This window comes from Kribbella amoyensis, assembly GCF_007828865.1.
Lineage (GTDB): Bacteria > Actinomycetota > Actinomycetes > Propionibacteriales > Kribbellaceae > Kribbella > Kribbella amoyensis.
The window spans coordinates 2,321,728-2,342,596 of sequence record NZ_VIVK01000001.1 but is presented as its reverse complement, the minus strand read 5'-3'; the positions used below and the strand labels follow the sequence as shown (position 1 = coordinate 2,342,596).

Below are 20,869 nucleotides of genomic sequence, written 5' to 3'. Positions count from 1 at the left end.
CGCGGCCAGACTAGGGCATGTCCGGTAATGCACTGTCTTCCTTGAGTAATGCACTGTCTTCCTTGAGGTGCGCCGTACGGGTCAGCGCTTGGAGCCTTTGACGGTCTGGTCCAGTTGCTCGCTGTCAGGGCCGTAGGCGGCGCAGTACACGCTGCGGTCGCCCCTGCTCCAGGAGGCGAGCCGGGGGTACCAGGTGGCGGTTTCGAGCTCCGAGTCGTCGACGCCGATCCCGACGTACGGCTGGAACTCCCGGTCACACGCCTTCCCGGACTGTTTGCTGACCTCCCGCTCGCCCGGCCAGGTCTGCGCCGGCAGCGTCACGACCGCGTACACCTCGCCGTCGTGCGGCCCGGCGCAGCTCAGCGGCACGACCTCGTCCTCCTCCGCCCCGTCGTCGAAGCACTGCCCGACGATCAGGTCGTCGATGTACAGCGCGTCCGGCGAGGACGAGGACGGTGCGGTCGGCTCGGACGAGGACGGTGCGGTCGGCTCGGACGAGGACGGTGCGGTCGGCTCGGACGAGCTGTAGTAGTCGTCCTCTGTCGACCCCACGACGATCGCCAGCGCGAGCAACCCGCCCCACACGACGCTGAACAGACCGCCGGCCACCATTCCGCCGACCGCCTGCCCGGTCCCGCCCTCCGAGGTCTTCCGCAGTTGCACCAGCGCGACGATTCCCAGCACGACACCCACCGGCGCGGCAGGCGGGAAGAACAGGCCACACAACCCGACGGCCAACGCCGCGATCGCCACCGGATTGGTCCGCCGCACCAGCTGGGCCCCGAACCCGTACCCGGGGTACGGCGGCAGCCCGTGAGGTGGCGGCCCGTACGGCGGCATCCCCTGAGGCGGTGGCCCGTACGGCGGCACCGTAGCCCGAGGCAACGACTGCCCCACCGGTGCAACCCCAGGCGGCGTGGATCCGTAGGGCTGTTGCCACGGCTGTTGCGTGGTCGGTTGCCCCGGTGGTTGCCAGCGGCCCGCAGTCGGGGTGGTGGTGGGTGGGTTTTCCCGACCGTAGGTCGGGAAGGTGCGGGCAGGTGTGTCCTGCGGCCGGTTCGGGTCCGGCACGGGCGGCTGACTCAAGGTTCCCCCTACCTCTGTGAGTCACGCATGGTGCCGGTGAGCTCACGCTCCGGCCGGCCGACCAGGCAAAGGACGTTGCCATCAGCAACGTCGCGATCTTCCAGCACCACGTAGTACATGTCCAGTGACGACTGCTCGAACGGCTTCCCCACGAACGCCTCGAACGCGGTAGCGCACTGCCTGGTCGCAACCGCCTCCCGCTGCTCGGCGCCGAGCCCCGCCAACGTCGCCGGGACCCGCGCGTACGCCTCGCCGGAGTGCGCGGCCTTACAGTCGGCGATCCGCACCATCCGCAGCGTGTCCACCTCGAGGTTCGCGGTGAAGCACTGGTGTACCTCGAGCTCGGTGACCGCCACGGTCCGCCCGATCCCCGCCTGCTTGTCGCCGTAGACGCCGAGCACGGCCGCGACCCCGAGCGCGATCACCCAGCAGGCGCTGATCGCCAGCGCCGCGTGGGCCAGCCCGCGACCCCGAGTCCCCGCCTTGTGGATCCGCGGCAGCGCGATCGCGGCCAGGACGGCGGCGATCGGCGCCAGACCGGGCAGGCTGAACGCGAAGGCCGCGAGGGCGTACCCGTCCAGCCGGCGCCGCGCCGGCGACGGGACGCCGGACAGCCACGACTCGGCGGAGGGCAGCGTCCGCACCGGCTGGACCGGCGTTGGCGGGTGGGTCATGCAGTTCCTTCGAGGCCAAGGACGGCTGTGGTTCAGCCAGCCACCTCATCGGCCCAGCGGCACTCAGCGTTACACCGGTCCGCTCGCCAGACGGGAGTCTCAGCCCTCGAACAGCGCGATCGTCATCGCCTCGAGCGCGAGCAGCGGTGCCACGTTGCCCTCGATCGCCTCCCGGCAGCCCGCCAGCGCTTCGATCCGGCGCAGCGTCTGCTCGGGGGTGGTGCGACCGGCCAACTGCTCGACGTTCTTGTGCAGTTCGGCGTTGATCAGCTCGGTCCCGGCGCCGGTCTGCAGCACGAGCACGTCCCGGTACAACGCCATCATGTCGACCAGTGACCGGTCGAGCACGTCACGTTCCCACCGCTTCGCCCGGGCCTTCTGCTGCTCCTCGAGCTCCTTCACCGCCGCGGCGGCTTCACGGGGTTTGGCGCCCTTCGTCCCGACGCCGAGCGCCTGCTCCAGCTCGGACTTCTCCCGCTCGTCGACCGCGGCCGTACTGGCCTTGGCCTCCTCCTTCGCGGCTTCGACCAACTGCTGCGCCGCGGACAGGCAAGCCCCGAGGTCACGCAGGGCGAACGGCACGTCCAACACCTTGGTACGCCTGTTCCGCACCTGCTCGTCCCGGGCCAGCGCCCGCGCCCGGCCGATGTGACCCTGCGCCGCGCGCGCCGCGAACCCGGCCAGCTGCGGCTCGATCCCGGCCTTGCTCACCAGCATCTCCGCGATCGCGGCGACCGGCGGCGTGCGGAGGACGAGCAGGCGGCAGCGCGAGCGGATCGTCGGGACGACGTCCTCGACGGTCGGTGCGCACAGCACCCAGACCGTCCGCGGGGCAGGCTCCTCGATGCTCTTCAGCAACGCGTCGGCGGCCTGCTCGGTGAGCCGGTCCGCGTCCTCGACCACCATCACCTGCCAGCGGCCCCGGGTCGGGCTCATGGCGGCCCGCCGGATCAGTTCGCGGATCTCGCCGACGCGGATCGACAACAACTCGGTACGGATCAGTGAGACGTCCGGGTGCGCCCCGCTCAGCGCCGTACGGCACTCGGGGCACTCGCCGCAGCCGTCGTTCGCGCACTGCAGCGCGGCGGCGAAGGCGCGGCCCGCGTTCGACCGGCCGGAGCCGGGTGGTCCGGTGATCAACCAGGCGTGCGTCATTCCGGCCGTGGCCGCGCCGCTCTCGCCGCGCAGCCGGGCGGACGCCCCCTCGACCGCGCGCCGCAGTACCGCGACGGCCGGCTCCTGGCCGACCAGGTCGTCCCACACGGTCATCGGGCCCTACCCCACCTTCGGCAGCATCGGCAGCAAGCGGGCCTGGATCTGGGTGGCGATCTCGGCCCGGCCCTGGGTCGCGTCCAGCACCAGGTAGTGCTGTGGCTCGGCGGCCGCCAGCTCCAGGAACGCGGCCCGGACCCGCTCGTGGAAGGCGGCGGACTGCGACTCGATCCGGTCCCGCTCCTCGAACCGGCCGAGCCCGCTCTTCGGCGGCAGGTCGAGCAGGATGGTCAGGTTCGGCCGGAGATCCTCGGTGGCCCAGCGGTTCACCCGCTCCACGTCGGACAGCTCCAGGTCGCGCCCGGACCCCTGGTACGCGAGGGCGGAGTCGACGTACCGATCGGTGATGACGACGGTGCCGGCCTTCAATGCCGGCTTGATCACCGAGTCGACGTGCTCGGCCTTGTCGGCGGCGTAGATCAGCGCCTCGGCCCGGTGCGAGATGTCGCCGGTGGCCGGGTCGAGCACGATCTCCCGCAGCGTCTTGCCGAGGTCGGTGGCGCCTGGCTCACGGGTCAGCAGGACGTGCTGGCCGTGCTCCTCCAGCCACTTCACCAGCAAGGCCGACTGGGTCGACTTGCCCGCGCCCTCACCGCCTTCGAGCGCGATGAACAGTCCCGTGGTCGGGTAGACGCCCGGCGTCTTGCCGAAGCTGCGGCGGACGTCGCGCCAGAACGGTACGCCGGGGCGGTCGTCCATCTGCCGCCAGGCGAGCAGCCCGATCACGCCGGCCAGGACCGCGGCCATCAGCATGGTCAGGGCGGCGCCGTTGTAGCTGACCGTCCGGCCCGCGACCGACCAGGTCTGCCGGCCGATCGCACCGGCGATGAACGGCGCCACCGCCAACGTGAGCGCGAGGACGGTCCGGATCGCCGACTGGACGAACGCGAACGTCCGGCCCCGTACCGCGTCCGGCACCTCGAGCCCGATCAGCGTGTACCCGGAGACCCAGGACGCGCCCGCGCAGAAGCCGAGCACGATCGCGATCATGGTGGCGATCTCGAGTTGCTGGATCAGCGCCAGCCCGGCCAGGCCGATCCCGGAACCGACCAGCCCGGCCGCGAAGAGCCGGCGTCGCGACAGCCCGGAGAACAAGCGGGGCGCGAACCCCATCCCCAGCGCGAGCCCACCGAAGACGGCGCCGAACAGCACGCCGTACCCGGGGTCGCCGGCGTCCAGGTCCTCGACGTACGTGCGGCCGAGGCCGATCACCACCGCGCCGGCCGCGAACGCGCCGGAGATCCCGACGACGAGGCCGCGGACGACCGGGGTCTTGGTCACGTACGACCAGCCCTCGACCATGGTCCGCCACAGCGTCGGGTGCTCCTCGTGCTCGCGCACGGCCCGGCCGATCTCCGCGACCGAGACGATCGCGAGCCCGCTGATCAGGAAGGTGGCCGCGTTCACGTACACGGCCAGGTCGGTGGAGAAGTCGCCGAGGCTACGGGTGACCAGGGTGATCGCGGTGAAGATGACCGCGGCCGGCAGCGCCGACCCGTACGTCGTGATCAGGCTGAGCTGGTTCGCCGCCTCCAGCCGGTGCCGGGGGACCAGGTTCGGCACGCTGGCGTCCTTGGCCGGGCCCCAGACCAGGCTGACGATCTCGATCAGCACGGTGGCCACCAGCAACCAGGTGAGCGTGCCGACCAGCGGGATCGTGACGAAGAACGCGGCCCGGATGACGTCGCCGAGGATCATCGTCCAGCGCCGGTCCAGCCGGTCCGCGACCCAGCCGGCCACCGGACCCATCACCAGCGCGGGCAGCACCCGCAGGAACAGCACGCCGCCGATCGCGAAGTTCGCCGCCTGGTAGTCGTCGCCGGCGAAGTTCCGCGCCATCGCGGTCAGCGCCAGCAGCCCGATCCAGTCGCCGAGGCTGGACAGCCCGAACGCGATCCACAGGCGCCGGAACGCCCGGATCCGCAACACCGCGCGCAGGTCGTGCGCCGGTGCGGGATCAGTCAGCGGGTCGTAGGCCTCCGGCACGACACGAAGCCTAGTCGGGCCTGCCGACACACCCCACGGCGGTCAATGGTCGACCGCTCAACCACTTACCCCCGGCGCGGACGGCCGGCGGGTCGTGGAGCGTTCTTCGACGGCTTCGGCGACCTCGGTGATTATCCGCCCGATGAGCTGGCCGTACTCGTCGTCAGGCAACGCGTCGAGCCGCTCCCGAGCCTGCGCGAGCTGGTCGGCGGCGGCCGCGAAGGACCCGAGACGGCGGAAATTGTCCGCCAGGTTGAGGTGGAGCGACGGGTAGAACGCGGCCACCTGCAGTCCCGCGGTGTGCTGCTGAGCGCGGGCGTCGGTGAGCGAGTCCGCGGCGTCCAGCGCGCGCACGTCCCACACCAGCGCCTCGGCGGGATCCTCGTACAGATCCGCGAGGTAGTGGGCCAGGCTGCATCGGTGCAGCGCGTCGCCGGTCGGGCCCAGCTCGCGCCAGACCGCCAGGAGACGGTCACGCGCAGTCGCGGAATCACCCGCGTGCGCGAGCTGGACGGCTTCGGTGATCTCCTGCATGACGGGATCGGTAGTGGTCTGCATGCCGCCGATCCTGGGGCTTCGAGCAACTCGAGGGTCAAGCCCGTTCCCCGGACAGACGAACACCCCCACGTCGGGACAGCGTGGGGGTGTTCGCGCTCAGGGTCAGGCGGTGAACTTCACCGACAGCGACGCCGGAGCCGTCTTCAGCTTGTACTGCTCCGACAGCGCGGGACCGCAGGAGTTGGAGCCGATGCCGGCCTGGCCGAGGTCCACGGTGACGTACGTCGTGTCACCGGCGACCAGGTCGGGCGTGTGCTTGGCGTTCTCCAGATCCGCGGTCGTCCACTGGCGCACCGTCAGACCGAAGAGGTCCGGCGCAGCCTCGATCCGCAGTGTGCCGGCGGTACCGGTGAGGGCCGCCCAGCGCGTGTCGATGCGGTGCCCGTTCTCCTGCGGACGGACGTACGGCGCCTGCAACTCGGCGACAGACGCTGCGTACTTCCCGACGGCCGCGGCCGCGCGGGTGTCGACGTACGCCTCGTTCGGGCCGGTGCCGAACCACTCCACCTGGTCCACCTTCGGCAGTTCGAAGGTGATGCCGAGGCGAGGCAGCGTCTCGGGGAACTGGCCCTCCGGCTGGATCGAGAGCTGCAGGAACACGCCGGAGTCCACGGCCGTCCAGCGCCAGGTGGAGACGAGGCCCCACTGCAGTGCGGGCGGTGCGGTCCGGGTGACGACCTCCCACGCGCTGTCCTTCACCCCGGCCGAGACGACGCGGTGCTGGACCCGGTGCAGGCCGGCGTCCTTCCAAGCGTTCGCGACACCGGGGATGGCGTCGTTGTCGATCGGTGCGCGCCATACGTCGAGGCGGGCGTTGGTCAGACCGGCGACGGTGATCCCACCGACTCCGGCGACTCCCTCAGCCGGCGTACCGGCGACCTCGGGCCGCGCGTCGGACGGTACGTCGAGGCGGATCTGCCCCCACGCGACACGGTGACCCGCGTTGGCCCAAGCGGTGCCCTCGGTGAGCTCAGCGGTCACGGTCACCCAGGTGTCGGGCTGGTTCGCGTCCTGCTGCTCGGCGATGCCCGGCGGCAACTGCACGGACACCGTCTCGCCCGGCGCGATCGCCGGAACCGGCAACGTCCCACTGCCGACCCGCTCGCCGGCAATCTGCGACTCGAGCCGGAAGGTCAGGTGGCTCGTGTCGAGCACCTCGTACCGGTTGGTGATCGCGATGTTGCCGCTGCCGTCCGCGGTGATCACCAGCGGCTCGATCACCTTGACGTATTCGTCCATGCCGGGCGACGGCGTCCGGTCCGGGAACAGCAGTCCGTCACAGACGAAGTTGCCGTCGTGGATGGTCTCGCCGAAGTCGCCGCCGTACGCGTAGAACTCCTTGCCGTCGACCGTGGTCCGCAGTCCGTGGTCGATCCACTCCCAGATGAACCCGCCCTGGCAGCGCGGGTACTTCTCGAACAGGGCGCGGTAGTCCGACAGCCCGCCCGGCCCGTTGCCCATCGCGTGGCCGTACTCGCACAGGATGAACGGCAGCCCGCGGTACGACGTGGGGTCCTCGCCGATCTTCTCCACGTCCTCCAGCGACGTGTACATCTGCGAGTAGACGTCGACGAACTCGGCGTGCGTGTCGCGCTCGTAGTGCACCGGGCGGGACGGGTCCCGGTCCTTGGCGAAGTCGTACATCGCCTTGAGGTTGTCGCCCATGCCGCACTCGTTGCCGAGCGACCACAGCACGATGCTCGGGTGGTTCTTGTCCCGCTCGACCATGCGGCGCATCCGCTCCACCAGGTCGGCCTGGAACCGCTCGTCCATCACCGGGTTCGGCAGCTTCGGCGGCTGCGGCTCGTACCCGAAACCGTGCGTCTCCAGGTCACACTCGTCCACGACGTACAACCCGTACTCGTCGCAGAGGTCCAGGAAGTGCGGGTGCGGCGGGTAGTGGCTGGTGCGGACCGCGTTGATCCCGGCCCGCTTCATGATCAGGACGTCGTCCAGCATGTCCTGCTCGGTCAGCGCGCGGCCACGGTCCGGGTGGAACTCGTGCCGGTTGACGCCGGCGAACAGCACCCGGTTGCCGTTGACGGTGAACACGCCGTCCACGATCGCGATGGTGCGGAACCCGATCCGTACCCGGACCTCGCCGCCCTCGGTCCGGACCACGCCGTCGTACAGCTTGGGGCTCTCCGCGCTCCACGGCTCGACACTGTCGATCGTGGCTTCCTCGCCGGTCGGGAACTCCAGGCCGAGCTCCGGGACGACCACGGTGCCGGCGACGTCGGACTCCACCTTGAGCGTGCCCGCGCCCCCGTCGTACGAGGCGTGCACGAACACGTCGGTCGGCGCCTGCGGCTTCACCGCGAGCAGGTTGACCTCACGGAAGATCCCGGACAGCCACCACATGTCCTGGTCCTCGACGTAACTGCCCGCCGACCACTGGTGCACCCGCACCGCGATCCGGATCTCCTGGCCCGGAGCAACCAGCTCGGTCAGGTCGAACTCGGTCGGCAACCGGCTGCCCGACGACCAGCCGACCGGATTCCCGTCCACGACCACCGCGAACCGCGAGTCGACGCCCTCGAACCGGAGCACGATCCGCGCCCCGGCCCAGTCCGCCGGCACCGTCACCGAGCGGACGTAGTCCCCGGTCGGGTTGTCGGTCGGCACGAACGGCGGCTCCAGCGGGAACGGATAGACCACATTCGTGTACGCCGGCGCGCCGTACCCGCTCAGCTGCCAGTGGCCCGGGACGGCGATCGTGTCCCAGGAGGAGGTGTCCGGCTCCTTCAGGTCGTCCGGCGCCTCCGCGACACTCGGCGACAACCGGAACCGCCACTCGCCGGACAGCGGGATCCGGCCGGAATCGTCATCCAGCCAGGCCCGCGCCGGCAGCGTCCCAGCCCCGGGGGCGAAGTCTTCGACGTAACTGTGGTCATAGGTCACGGACATCGAGCCTAAGGCTGTTCTGGTCACAAATCCACATCGATGAACAGATATGGACACTCTTTTGGTGGGGGTTGTACGCCGACCCACGCGGCCCCTCCGTCGCCATTCGCATGCTGTGGCAGGCGCAGGGCCTGGCGGTGGGCGTGGTGGGTCTAGCTAGCGCCGCGTTAGTAGCCGCCCTCGCGGTTTTCCCAGCCGTCTTCGACCAGCTGTTGTATCGCCGGGTGTTCGCGGGCGTGCTTCTCGGGCTTCGGGGCGAGGCGGTTCCACGGGATCCGGCTCGTGCGGATGGCTCGCCACAGCACGAGCCACAGGATCGTCCACAGGACCGGGAGAACGAGCTGCCATTCGTCGGCCCAGGCTTCGCCGCCGAGTCTGCTGGCGGTCCAAGCCAGGAGCATGAGGCCGGTGACCGCGGCCGAGGCGATCAGGACGTACTTGACCACCTTGTCGATCTCGTGGCCGATTCGGCAGCGGCGGCAGCGGGGGACGTCGACCCAGGTGGCTTTCCACTCTCGGCGGAGGCCGAGGAACTGGTCCTCGGGGTCGCGGTGGACGCCGGTTCGGGCTTGGTGGCCGGGCGTTGCCTGGTCGCCGCAGAACCAGCAGGCCGATGGGGTCATTCGGTCAGCCTAGTCAGCGAGGGTTCTGCTCCGGGGCGCTTATGATCCGAGGGTGTCGACTCCGGTGCTCGCCACGAAGCTGTTCGCGCCGGCCCGCCGCCGGCAACTGGTCGCGCGCCCCCGGCTGGTCGCGCTGGTCGACGAGACGCTCGATCCGCACCAGCGGCTGACGCTCGTTTCCGCGCCGGCCGGGTTCGGGAAGACCACGCTGCTGGCCGATTGGCTCGCGGGACTCGACCAGCGGCGACCCGAGGCCCGGGTCGGGTGGGTCTCGCTCGACGACGGTGACAACGACCTGACGCGCCTGCTGGCCCATGTGATCGCCGCGCTCGGGTCTGTCGGTCTCGACGTGGCCCCGCAGACTTCGACCGACCTGGCCGCGTTGGTCAACGACGTCACTCGGGCGGTGGAGGACCCTCCCGGGCAGCAATGGGTACTCGTCCTCGACGACTATCACGTCATCGCGGCGGCCGAGGTTCACGAGGCGGTCGGGTTCCTCCTCGACCACCTGCCCGACCAGGTGCACCTGCTGATGACCACCCGCTCCGATCCGCCGCTGCCGCTCGCTCGGCTGCGGACCCGCGGCCAGCTCACCGAGGTACGCGCTGCTGACCTCCGGTTCACTCCGGATGAGGCCGAGCAGTTCTTCACGCGGGCGATGGGCCTGGATCTCACCACCGACGACGTGCACGCGCTCGAACAGCGCACCGAGGGATGGGCGGCTGGCCTCCAACTCGCCGCGCTCTCGCTGCGCGGCCTCCCGCAACGTGGTGAGGTCGCCCGCTTCATCGATGCGTTCACCGGCAGCAACCGGTTCGTCATCGACTACCTCGTCGACGAAGTGCTCGCGCAGCAGACCGACAGCGTCCACGACTTCCTCCTGCGGACCGCGGTCCTCGACAAGCTCACCGGTGCCCTCTGCGACGCCCTCACCGGCCGTACCGATGGCGGACGGACTCTGGCCGCGTTGGAGGGCAGCAACCTCTTCCTCGTACCGCTGGACGACCAGCGGACCTGGTACCGCTATCACCACCTCTTCGCCGACGTACTCCGCGTCCGCCTACTCGCCCAGCACCCCGACCAGCCGCGGCAGCTGCACCGACGCGCCAGCGACTGGTACTCCGCGCACTGCTACGCCGAGGACGCTGTGCGGCACGCGTTCGAGGCGGAGGACTTCGAGCGCGCGGGGTACCTGGTGGAGCAGGCAATCCCCACCGTGCGCCGGAATCGGCAGGACGTCCTCATGCTGACCTGGTTGAGCGCTTTGCCTGACCCCGTCCGGCGGCGCAGTCCGGTGCTCAGCGCGTTCTCCGGGTGGTCGCTGCTGATGACCGGTGATCTCGACGGTGCCGACGCCAGGCTCGACGACGCCGAAGCCGCGCTGGAAGCCGGTGCTCGCGACCAGGCGATCAGGGCAGCGTGGGCGGATACGGAGGACCTGCGTACCGCTCCCGCGACAATCGCGGTCTTCCGTGCAGCACTGGCCCAAGCACGGCGCGACGTCCCCGGCACCGTCCGCCATGCGCGGAGTGCACTCGACCAGGCTGGACCGGACGACCACTTCATCCGCGGTGCAGGGTTCGGGCTCCTCGGTCTGGCTGCGTGGGCGGCTGGTGATGTCCGAGAAGGGCTGTCCACGTTCGGCCAAGCAGTGCGCGCCCTGCATGCCGCGGGGAACCTGGTGGACGAACTGGACACCACCGTCGTCCTCGCCGACATGTGGGTCACCGCCGGTCGACCCAGCCGCGCCCGTCGTCTCCACGAACAAGCACTGCAGTCGGCGACGAGCAACGGCGAGCCGTATCCGCGGGCCACGGCGGATCTGCACGTCGGACTGGCCGAGCTCGACCGCGAACTCGGTGAGCTGGCCGACGCCGAGGACCACCTGGAGACCGCCCGGGTACTCCGTGAGCGCAGCTCTATCACCGAGAACCGGTACCGGTGGTACGTCGTGAGCGCCCAAGTACGCGCTGCCGTTGGGGACTACGCGAGCGCGGTACGGCTGCTAGACGAGGGCGAACCGCTGTACCGACGTGGGTTCTACCCCGAACTCCGTCCGATCGCGGCGACCAGGGCACGGTTCCACATCGTCGATGGTTCCCTGGAAGCGGCGACAGCGTGGGCCGACGACAGAGGGCTCACGGTGGACGACGAGCCCGACTACCTGCACGAGTACGAGCACCTGACGCTCGTACGCCTGCTGCTTGCCTCTGGTCGTCCGGAGCTGTCTTCCGTGCTGACGTTGCTCGAACGGCTTCACACGGCGGCCGTCGACGCAGCACGGGACGGCAGTGTGCTCGAGATCCGGGTACTGCAGGCCCTTGCTCACCACGGCTCCGGTGATCTGCCCGCTGCGCTTGCCGTACTCGGTCGAGCCCTTGCCGAAGCACCGGAGCCGGACAGCTACGTACGGCTGTACCTGGACGAGGGCGAACCGATGCTGGCGTTGCTGCGCGACGCAGCCGCAGTCCGCGAGCCCGACGAATACGGCGAGGTCGCGCGGACGTACGCACGCAAACTCCTCGACCGGGTGGACGCGCCCTCCTCGGTACCGACGCAGCAGCCTCTGGTCGATCCGTTGAGTCAGCGGGAGTTGGAGGTGCTCCGGTTGCTCGACAGTGAGCTGACCGGGCCGGAGATCGCCCGCCGGCTGTACGTCTCGGTCAACACCCTGCGCACGCACACCAAGCGCATCTTCACCAAGCTCGACGTCAATACCCGCACCGCCGCCGTACGCCGTGCCCGCGAGCACGGACTGCTCTGAATCACATCATCTGGTGACGCCCGCTCACCAAGTCGCTGCCTACGTTCCAGGTATTCCCGGGGGAACCGCCTCGGACCGAGCGGAGGAACCAGCCATGACCATCACGCCCACCACACTCAGCCGGGCCGCCGGCCTCGCCGCGGTCGCCGCCGGACTGCTCTTCATCAGCGTGCAGATCAACCACCCGCACATGGTGGTCAGCTCGGTCAGCACGACCGAATGGGTCATCCGGAACTCGATGAAGGTGCTGATGGCCGCCCTCGCCCTCGCCGGCATCACCGGGATGTACCTGCGCCAGGTGCGGCAGACCGGCGTCCTCGGGCTGCTCGGCTATCTCCTGTTCAGCGCCGGCTACCTCGTCATCCTCAGCATCGCCTTCGTCGGCGCGTACGTCCTCCCGACCGTCGCGGAAACCGCCCCCGGCTACGTCAGCGACTTCCTCGCCTTCGCGTCGGAGGGCACCACCCAGGGCGACATCGGCCCGATGCAGACCGCGGTCCAGGTCTCCGGCTTCACCTACCTGGCCGGCGGCCTCGTCTTCGGCATCGCCCTCTACCGTGCCGGCGTACTCGCCCGCTGGGCCGCCTTGCTCCTCGCCTTCGCGTCCGTAGCGACCCTGGCGATGCCGCTGCTGCCGCACATGGCGGACCGCGTGCTCGCGTACCCCAACAGCATCGCCATGATCGGCCTCGGCCTCTCCCTCTGGCGTTCGACGCACATCAGCGCCCCGCAGCCGATCACTTCCCCCGCCGTCACCACAGCGAGCGCCGAATGACCACGTCGGCCAGCGCGCATCGGCCGGGATCGAGCTGGGGAGTACCGGCCGCCCTGGTGCTCCTCAGCATCATCCCGCTCGTCTCCGGAACCCTCCGCCTGATCGAGCTCGCCGGCGGCCCGCAGACCCTCCCGACCAACCCCCGCGTCGACGCATCGCCGATCCCCGTAGTCGTCCACGTCCTCGGCGCAGCGTTCTACGCACTCGGTGGAGCCCTTCAGTTCTCCGCCCGCCTGCGCCGTCGCCACCCCGCGTGGCACCGAAGGGCTGGCCGGGTACTGGTTCCCGCAGGACTGTTCGTTGCGCTCTCCGGCTTGTGGATGACGCTGTTCTACACCGGCGCACCCGGCGGCGACCTCCTCTGGGCAGTCCGGCTCGTGGTCAGCACTGCGACCGCGGCCGACCTCGTCCTCGGCTTCGCGGCCATCCGTCGCCGCGACATCCCCGCCCACCGAGCCTGGATGATCCGGGCGTACGCCCTCGCCCTCGGCGCCGGCACCCAGGTCCTCACCCAGGGGATCGGCGAAGCCGTCCTGGGCACGAGCGAGCTGAGCACCGCCGTCTCCGTCAGCTCAGGCTGGCTCATCAACGCCGCAGTAGCCGAGTGGATCATCCGCCGCCCGAAACCTCGCCGCACCACCCAGACCCGTACAGCAGAGGCAACCCCGCAATGAACCCCCCGGCCCACTACGAACTCACCGTCCAAGGCCACCTCGACGACCACTGGTCGACCTGGTTCGAAGGCCTCACCCTCACCAAAGAACCCGACGGCACCACAACCCTGCGAGGCGAGGTAGCCGACCAAGCCGAACTCCACGGGCTGTTGGGAAAGATCCGCGACCTCGGCGCGACGCTGGTGTCCGTACGGGCCGTTTGAGGTACGCCCGGGGTGATGATCGCGGCTACTCCGGTGCTGCTCGCCTCTGCCTGGCTGAGGCGAGCGCGCCGCCGGGGAGCTAGCTAGCGGACGTCGTCGAGAAGGTCGACCGCCTCGTGCATCCCGTACGTGTCTCGCAGGGTCGTGAGGAAGCCGTCAACCGTGATCGGAGGACGCTGACGGCGCTCGGTCAGACGGACAACCGCCTTCAAAGCCCGTTGTGGCGACACGGCCACGGTGTTCGCAGCGAACTCGCCAGGCAGCTGAATCTCAATTCCGTAAGGGATCTTGGCCGGTGGAAAGTCCTTCAGGTTGACCGTCACGATGGCACCGGCATGCCCCGCGACGGCTGCCGCGACCACGTGTTCGTCATCGGGATCGGGCAGTCCGAAGGTCCCGTCGTGGGGTTGCCAGTTCCGTACCTCGGCATCGTCGAAGTGCGTGCGCATCTGCTCGATGAGGTACGCGGCCCGCCGTTCTGCCTCAGCCCGGGCGAACCCCCGGTCTTCCGCGAGCTTCTCGATCTCATGATGGAAGAGCTCGTCCAGGATCGCGCTGCTCCACAGAGGCCGGTAGAGATTCTCGACGGCGAGACTGAGCAGGAAGTCCCGTTGGCGGCTGGGCCAGAGGACGCAGGTATCGAGAAGCGCAGCGAACACGCCTCGATACTCTCAGAGACCGTCGCGGCGTCGTTGCTCAGCGCGCTGCTTGCGGATCCGCTTGAGTCGGTCGCTCACGGCCGCTGGATCCTGGTCGTCGATCTCGTCGTCCGCAGTGTCCGCGATCGCATCGTACTGCCGCCGCCGGCGGGCTTCGCGGTAGGCCAGCAGATCCTTCAGCAGGATCTTCCGGCGCGTCCCCACCCGCTCGTAGGGAAGGTCGCCGGAGTCGGTCAATCGCACCACCGTGGGCCGGCTGACACCGAGCAGATCCGCAGCCTGTTGGGTCGTCAGCTTCGGCATCGTCGGCGAGATCGTGACTGCCTTGCCCACGCTCAGCGCCGCGACCGCCTGCACCAGCACCTGGTGCAGCGACTCGGGGAGCTCGATCTGGTCATGCTCATCAGCGCCCACCAGGAAGTAGCGAGGCGTCGGGCGCTCGCCCATCTTGTCCTCGTGGGCCTCGAGGAAGCTGGCGACCGTCGCCAACTGCTCTTGCTCGTCGGGCAGATAGGTCTGCGGCTCGAGAAGCTCAGCAGCCATGACGACCTCCAGTGAACGAACGTTACGCAACGACCTTCGAAACGTTCGAATATGGTCGCACAGGTCGCGAGCCCGAACAAGGCCGTCAGAACGCAGCGGCAGCGCATTCACACGGCAGTGGCCGTCTGCCTGCGACGCACAGCTGACAGAACCCTGCAGGCCGCGTAGGCGGGGCACCTCCCCGCCACGCAAGATCAGCCCGCGCAGTCCTTGCAGACTCCCACCAGCGCCACCTGCTCGGGCGCCAACCGGAAGCCCAGGTCCCGCTGCACCCGCTTCCGCGCCGGATCCAGGATGTCCCCCGGCACGTCGACAACGACCCCACACTCCGAGCACCGCAGATGCAGGTGCCGAGCCACCAGATCCCCCGACAGGTGGTACGTCGTCCCCGCCCGCCCGAGGTGCACGTGGGTCACCAGCCCGAACTCGCCAAGAGCATCGAGCGCCCGATAGACCGTCGCGCGGTGGATGCCCGGGCGGAGTTCCTCGGCGCGTTCGCCGATTTGCTCCGCGCTCAGGTGTTCCTCGGTGCCGGCCAGGACCTCGACCACCGCGAGCCGGGCCGGGGTGACCCTTTCACCGAGCTCGCGGAGGCGCTTCGCGGTGACCTCGGTCGGGTCGTTCGCCGTTGTCGCCATAGCTCAGTCTGACCTACCTCAGGACTTCTTCGCGGCGGCCTTCTTGGTCGACTTCTTGGCCGTCGTCTTCTTGGCGGCGGTCTTCTTCGTGGTGGTCTTCTTCGCTGCGGTCTTCTTGGCCGCCGACTTCTTGGCGGTCTTCTTCACCGGACCCCGGGCACGCTTGTCGGCCAGGAGTTCCGCGGCACGCAGCAGCGAGATCGACTCGACCGAGTCGTCCTTGCGCAGGGTCGCGTTGGTCTCCCCGTCGGTGACGTACGGACCGAAGCGGCCCTCCTTCACCACGACCGGCTTGCCCGACTCCGGGTCCTCGCCGAGCTCCTTCAGCGGCGGCGCCGCGGCCCGGCGGCCGCGCTGCTTGGGCTCGCTGTAGATCTTCAGCGCCTCGTCGAGGGTGATGTCGAAGATCTGGTCCTCGGTCTGCAGCGACCGCGAGTCCGAACCCTTCTTCAGGTACGGCCCGTACCGCCCGTTCTGCGCGGTGATCTCCTCGTCGGACTCCGGGTCCTTGCCGACGACCCGCGGCAGCGACAGCAGCTTGAGCGCGTCGTCCAGCGTGACCGTGTCCAGCTCCATCGACTTGAACAGCGAGCCGGTCCGCGGCTTGGCCGACTTCGGCGCGTCGTCCGGCAGCACCTCGGTCACGTACGGACCGAAGCGGCCCGCCTTCGCGACCACCTTGAGCCCGGTGTCCGGGGTGGTCCCGAGCTCGTGCTCGACCCCGGCCGGCTGGCTGAGCAGTTCGCGCGCCTTGTCGACGGTGAGCTCGTCCGGCGGCAGGTCCTCGGGCACGTTCGCGCGGGTCTCGTCCGGACCCTCGACGTACGGGCCGTAGCGGCCGACCCGGACCACGATGCCGCTGTCCGGTGGCCCGACCGGGAACGTGGACATCTCCCGGGCGTCGATGTCGCCGAGGTCGCTGACCATCGACTGCAGACCCTCGAGCTGCTCGTCGCCGAAGTAGAACCGGCCGAGCACGCCCTCGCGTCGCTGGTTGCCGGCCGCGACGTCGTCGAGCACGTCCTCCATGGTCGCGGTGAACGCGTAGTCGACCAGCCGGGTGAAGTGCTCCTCCAGCAGCCGGACGACGGCAAACGCGAGCCAGGCCGGCACCAGCGCGGTGCCCTTCTTGTAGACGTAGCCGCGGGCCTGGATCGTGCCGATGATCGACGCGTACGTCGACGGCCGGCCGATCTCGCGCTCTTCCAGCTCGCGGATCAGCGTGGCCTCGGTGTACCGGGCCGGCGGCTTGGTCTCGTGCCCGGAGGCGAGCACCTCGACCGCGGGGAGCACGTCGCCCTCGGCCACGTCGGGCAGCCGGGTCTCCTGGTCGTCGGTGCTGCTGGACGGGTCGTCCGCGCCCTCGACGTACGCCTTCAGGAAGCCGTGGAAGGTGATCACCCGGCCGGACGAGGTGAACTCGACCTGCTCGCCGGTCGACGCGGTGGCGTCGATCCGGATCGACACGCTGCGCCCTTCGGCGTCCTTCATCTGGGACGCGATCGTGCGCATCCAGATCAGCTCGTACAGCCGGAACTCGGCGCCGCTCAACCCGGTCTGCGCCGGCGTCTGGAACACCTCACCGGCCGGCCGGATCGCCTCGTGCGCCTCCTGCGCGTTCTTCACCTTCGAGGTGTAGACGCGCGGCTTGTCCGGCAGGTACGACGCGCCGTACAACTCGCGGACCTGGGCCCGGGCCGCGGTGATCGCGGTGTCGGACAGCGTGACCGAGTCGGTCCGCATATAGGTGATGTTGCCGTTCTCGTACAGCCGCTGCGCGATCTGCATCGTCTGCGAGGCGGACATGCCGAGCTTGCGGCCGGCCTCCTGCTGCAGCGTCGTGGTCCGGAACGGCGCGTACGGCTTGCGCGTGTACGGCTTGGACTCGATCGACCGGACGCTGAACTGCGAGTCCCGCAACGCGGCGGCGAGCGCGGTCGCGGTCTCCTCGTTCAGGTGGACCGTGTTCGCGCCCTTCAGCTCGCCGGTCGCGGCGAAGTCGCGGCCCTGCGCCACCCGTCGGCCGTCCACCGAGACCAGCCGGGACGGGAACTGCCGGGGCGTCCGGCCCTCACCCGCGTCGAGGGTCGCGTCCAGGTCCCAGTACGACGCGCTGCGGAACGCGATCCGCTCGCGCTCACGGTCGACCACCATCCGGATCGCGACCGACTGCACCCGGCCCGCCGACAGCTTCGGCATGACCTTCTTCCACAGCACCGGCGAGACCTCGTAGCCGTACAGCCGGTCCAGGATCCGCCGGGCCTCCTGGGCGTCGACGAGCGCGTCGTTGATGTCCCGCGCGCTGCCGACCGCGTCCTGGATCGCCTTCGGGGTGATCTCGTGGAAGACCATCCGCTTGACCGGGACCTTCGGCTTCAGCTCGTCGAGCAGGTGCCACGCGATGGCCTCGCCCTCGCGGTCCTCGTCTGTCGCCAGGTAGAGCTCGTCGGCTTCCTTCAGCAGGTCCTTGAGCTTACGGATCTGCTGCTTCTTGTCCGCCGGTACGACGTACAGCGGGTCGAAGTGGTCGTCGATGTTCACGCCGAGCCGTGCCCATGGCAGGCCCTTGTACTTCGCCGGGATCTCGTCGGCCCCCTTCGGCAGGTCCCGGATGTGGCCGAAGCTCGACTCCACCACGTACCCGGACCCCAGGAAACCGGCGATCATCCGCGCCTTCTTCGGCGACTCGACGATCACCAGCCGGCGCCCGGTCGTCGTGGACGTCCCGGACGATGTCTTGGTCCCTGCTGCCCCTGCCACTGCGCTCCTTGCTGTCTACGCCCTCTTCACCCGCACCAACGCCTGCGGCCGGACCGCTGTTCCCCCGACAGCACCGACCTGCCCGAGGACAGAGTACGGCCGACAGCAACGCATTTCTCAACGCACGGTAACCGGTCACGGCGGGTTCAACCGTCATCGGGTGACGGAAAGCACCCGCAAAACCGGGCTGAAGAACCTCTTACCACGCCCGCGCGCCCGGGCGACACACCCGGGCGCGAGGCAACGTCCGCATTTCGAGACCGAGCGGTTCAGCGCGTGAACTCGACCTCCGGGTACCGGGGCGAGCCGTGCCGCAGGATCGGCTGCGGCACCCCCCGGAGGAATTGGCCGAAGTACGCACCGAGGTACGCCCGCTGGGCCCGGACGCCGCCGGCCGGGTCGACCGTCCCGAGCAGTTCGGTCACCTTCTCCGGCGGAACACCGAACTCCTCAGCGATCGCGGGCACCGAGAACTGGTAGTCGGCGAACGAGCCGTGCGTCCCGTTGGGGATGCCGAGGTCTAGCTTCCAGCCGCGCTGGTGCTGCCAGAAACTGGTCCAGGACGGATCGTTCAGCGGCGACCCCGGCTGCGGCTTGTGCGAGTGACCCTGCGCCCCGAAGAGCAGGAACGGCCGGTCCAGCCCCCGTTTCGCGGACTCGCTGAGCTCACCTTCGGGGAACCCGAACTGCATCGTGCCGTCGAAGTTGACGCCCGCGTCGATCCGCCGGTCGACCAGCATCGTCTCGGCCGCCGCGAACCCGCCCGCGCTGTACCCGAACATCCCGGTCCGGCGCAGGTCGAGCGCGCGGTCCAGGCCCTTCGGCAACGGCCGGTGATCCGCGTCCGGGTTCCGGCCGCCGGCCAGCCGATCGAGGCTGTCGAGCAGGAACCGGGTATCCGCGACCCGAACGCCCATCGCCTTCTTCAGCGCGTCCTGCGTCACCGTGACGGGCGCGACCCGGCCGCCCGGGAACTCCACCGGATGCCGCCCGAGCGCGGGCGCCCCGGATCGCGCGTGCGTCGCGGTACCGGCGTAGTCGACCGCTCCGGCCGGAAGACCGAGGAAGGTGGTGAGCTCGTCGGCCAACGGCGCGGCCACCTTCGCCGGGGCGTACGGGGCCGTCGGTCCGATCGGCAGCGCCGGGTACCAGACGCTCGCCATCACCGCCCGCGCCGACCCCGAACCCCACGGGTCCTTCCGGTTCTTGTCGACCAGGTGCAGCTCGGTGGTACCGATCGGGTACGGCCCCGACGGCGCGGGCAACTCCAGCCGGTACGCCGAGGCGGTGGTGGTCGCGGCATCGGCGGGAGAGGCAGCGTGGACGGTTTGGGGACGGCGGCCGACCCTGACCGCTGCGAGATCCGACCCTGATCAGCCGGCGAACCGGACCTCGGGGAAGCGCGTCGATTCCTGCCGCAGCAACGACTGGGGCCGCTTCCGGATCGCCTGGTCGAAGAAGGCCGTCAGGTACGTCCGCTGAACCAGCACGCTGCGGTCCGGATCGACCCGGCCGACGATCCGGTTGACGAGCAACGGCGCCGCCTCGCCCTCGCCGAAGATCGCCCGCATCGCCTGCGGGAAGATCACCTGGTGGTCGGAGAAGGCCTGGTGTTCCGATGCCGGGAGCAACAGATCCCGCTTCCAGCCGCGCTGCGCCTGCCAGAACGCCGGCCACGACGCGTCGTAGAAATCCTTGTCCGGATCGGTCCGCTGATTGGTGTCCGAACCGAACAGCAGGAACGGCCGGTCCAGACCGCGCTTCGCGACCTCGCCGAGCGGCCCCTCGGACAGGTTGTACTGCAGCATCCCGTCCAGGTTGGCGCCGGCCGCGATCCGCCGATCGGCCAGCATCGTCTCGGCCGTCGTGAACCCACCCGCCGAGAAGCCGAACATCCCCACCTTCCGCAGATCCAGCGCCGCCCCCAGCCCGGCCGGCAGGCGCCGCTCGTCGACATCGGGATTCGCGCCGCCCGCGAACTTGGTGAGCTGATCGAGCACGAACCGCGCATCGGCCACCCTCGTCTTCACCGCCCGCTTGTACGCCGACGCGTCCGGCTCGCGCGTGATCCCGGGAACGAACCGCCCATCGGGGAACTCGACCGGGCTCTCGTGGGTGTGGTCCATCGCGACCACCGCGTACCCCTGGCTGGCCAGCTCCTCGACCAGCACCGTGTTCTGGAACCGGCTGTACGGATACCCCGGCGAGAACAGCACCACCGGGAACCGCCCGTACTGCGGGGCCGCCCCGATCCGCGAGTGCGTCATCGTCGCGGCGAAGTCGAACGTGCCGGCCGGCAGGTCGAACGCCTCCGACAACGGCGCGTCCACGAACTCGGCGGTCCGCGGCGGCAGGTACTTCGCGATCGGGCCGTCCGCGCCGACCCGGGCCGGGTACCAGACGCTGACCATCAACTCGCGCTGCCCGCCCGGGGCCGTCGAGTCAGTTCGGGCTGGATCGGCAAGGTGCAGATCCACGACGCCCACCGAGCGCCGGCCGGTCGGCTCCGGCAGGTTGAACGTGAGTGGCTCGATCGCCCTCGCCGCCCCGGAGATCCCGGGTTCGGCCGCGGAGGCGGTCACCGGACCCGACAGAAGAGCACCTGCTGTCAGCGCCGCGACGAGAACACGGCCGACCCGTTGGTTCGTCATGCGCCTCATCGTCACCGGCCAGTCGCACCGTGCGATGGCGACGGCGTACCAACTTCATGACGGCGAGCTAGTGACAACGCCGGAGCCGGTGAGCTATCA

General features: G+C 69.8%; 17 protein-coding genes. 4 read left to right on the top strand and 13 right to left on the bottom strand.

What is annotated here, in order from left to right; translation table 11 throughout:
• Positions 1-81: 81 nt before the first annotated feature.
• The 7 genes from FB561_RS11180 to FB561_RS11150 form a co-directional block, all read right to left on the bottom strand.
• Positions 82-840, bottom strand: a complete 759-nt coding sequence (locus FB561_RS11180) for a DUF4190 domain-containing protein (protein ID WP_145805764.1) — start codon at positions 838-840, stop codon at positions 82-84.
• 254 nt (positions 841-1,094) lie between these two features.
• Complete coding sequence (locus tag FB561_RS11175) at positions 1,095-1,760, bottom strand: DUF4190 domain-containing protein (protein WP_145805762.1); 666 nt, start codon at positions 1,758-1,760, stop codon at positions 1,095-1,097.
• A gap of 99 nt (positions 1,761-1,859) precedes the next feature.
• Positions 1,860-3,029 carry a DNA polymerase III subunit delta' gene (locus tag FB561_RS11170; protein WP_145805761.1) on the bottom strand — a complete coding sequence of 390 codons (1,170 nt, stop codon included), beginning with the start codon at positions 3,027-3,029 and terminating at the stop codon, positions 1,860-1,862.
• A gap of 6 nt (positions 3,030-3,035) precedes the next feature.
• The gene (gene tmk / locus FB561_RS11165) at positions 3,036-5,018 is read right to left on the bottom strand and encodes a dTMP kinase (RefSeq protein ID WP_145805758.1); all 1,983 of its coding nucleotides are present in this window, start codon (positions 5,016-5,018) and stop codon (positions 3,036-3,038) included.
• Positions 5,019-5,075: 57 nt separating this feature from the next.
• On the bottom strand, positions 5,076-5,576 hold the full coding sequence (locus tag FB561_RS11160; RefSeq protein ID WP_145805756.1) for a hypothetical protein: 501 nt from the start codon (positions 5,574-5,576) through the stop codon (positions 5,076-5,078).
• 102 nt (positions 5,577-5,678) lie between these two features.
• The gene (locus FB561_RS11155; protein WP_145805754.1) at positions 5,679-8,483 is read right to left on the bottom strand and encodes a glycoside hydrolase family 2 TIM barrel-domain containing protein; all 2,805 of its coding nucleotides are present in this window, start codon (positions 8,481-8,483) and stop codon (positions 5,679-5,681) included.
• Positions 8,484-8,647: 164 nt separating this feature from the next.
• Positions 8,648-9,103: a hypothetical protein gene (locus FB561_RS11150; RefSeq protein WP_145805752.1), complete on the bottom strand. Its 456-nt coding sequence runs from the start codon at positions 9,101-9,103 to the stop codon at positions 8,648-8,650.
• Between the two features lie 52 nt (positions 9,104-9,155).
• Here FB561_RS11150 and FB561_RS11145 point away from each other — a divergent pair, with 52 nt between their 5' ends.
• The 4 genes from FB561_RS11145 to FB561_RS11130 all read left to right on the top strand — a co-directional run bounded on the left by FB561_RS11145 (position 9,156) and on the right by FB561_RS11130 (position 13,519).
• Entirely contained in the window at positions 9,156-11,867 is a 2,712-nt protein-coding gene (locus FB561_RS11145) for a winged helix-turn-helix domain-containing protein (protein ID WP_145805750.1), read from the top strand.
• Between the two features lie 94 nt (positions 11,868-11,961).
• Positions 11,962-12,642, top strand: coding sequence for a hypothetical protein (locus FB561_RS11140; protein ID WP_145805748.1), 681 nt, complete (start codon positions 11,962-11,964; stop codon positions 12,640-12,642).
• The gene (locus FB561_RS11135; RefSeq protein ID WP_145805746.1) at positions 12,639-13,316 is read left to right on the top strand and encodes a DUF2306 domain-containing protein; all 678 of its coding nucleotides are present in this window, start codon (positions 12,639-12,641) and stop codon (positions 13,314-13,316) included. The genes FB561_RS11140 and FB561_RS11135 overlap by 4 nt, the downstream gene beginning before the upstream one ends.
• Positions 13,313-13,519, top strand: a complete 207-nt coding sequence (locus FB561_RS11130; RefSeq protein ID WP_145805744.1) for a hypothetical protein — start codon at positions 13,313-13,315, stop codon at positions 13,517-13,519. The genes FB561_RS11135 and FB561_RS11130 overlap by 4 nt, the downstream gene beginning before the upstream one ends.
• A gap of 83 nt (positions 13,520-13,602) precedes the next feature.
• On the opposite strand, the gene FB561_RS11125 is transcribed toward FB561_RS11130, so the two are convergent.
• The 6 genes from FB561_RS11125 to FB561_RS11100 form a co-directional block, all read right to left on the bottom strand.
• Complete coding sequence (locus FB561_RS11125; protein WP_145805742.1) at positions 13,603-14,178, bottom strand: PIN domain-containing protein; 576 nt, start codon at positions 14,176-14,178, stop codon at positions 13,603-13,605.
• Positions 14,179-14,190: 12 nt separating this feature from the next.
• Positions 14,191-14,832 (bottom strand): helix-turn-helix domain-containing protein, encoded by a 642-nt coding sequence (locus tag FB561_RS11120; protein WP_238334765.1) that lies wholly within the window; start codon positions 14,830-14,832, stop codon positions 14,191-14,193.
• A gap of 83 nt (positions 14,833-14,915) precedes the next feature.
• Positions 14,916-15,359, bottom strand: coding sequence for a Fur family transcriptional regulator (locus FB561_RS11115; RefSeq protein ID WP_145805740.1), 444 nt, complete (start codon positions 15,357-15,359; stop codon positions 14,916-14,918).
• 18 nt (positions 15,360-15,377) lie between these two features.
• On the bottom strand, positions 15,378-18,119 hold the full coding sequence (gene topA / locus FB561_RS11110) for a type I DNA topoisomerase (protein WP_145805738.1): 2,742 nt from the start codon (positions 18,117-18,119) through the stop codon (positions 15,378-15,380).
• A gap of 269 nt (positions 18,120-18,388) precedes the next feature.
• Positions 18,389-19,384, bottom strand: coding sequence for an alpha/beta hydrolase (locus FB561_RS11105; protein WP_145805736.1), 996 nt, complete (start codon positions 19,382-19,384; stop codon positions 18,389-18,391).
• A gap of 108 nt (positions 19,385-19,492) precedes the next feature.
• Positions 19,493-20,770, bottom strand: a complete 1,278-nt coding sequence (locus tag FB561_RS11100; protein ID WP_170284630.1) for an alpha/beta hydrolase family protein — start codon at positions 20,768-20,770, stop codon at positions 19,493-19,495.
• Positions 20,771-20,869 lie beyond the last annotated feature (99 nt).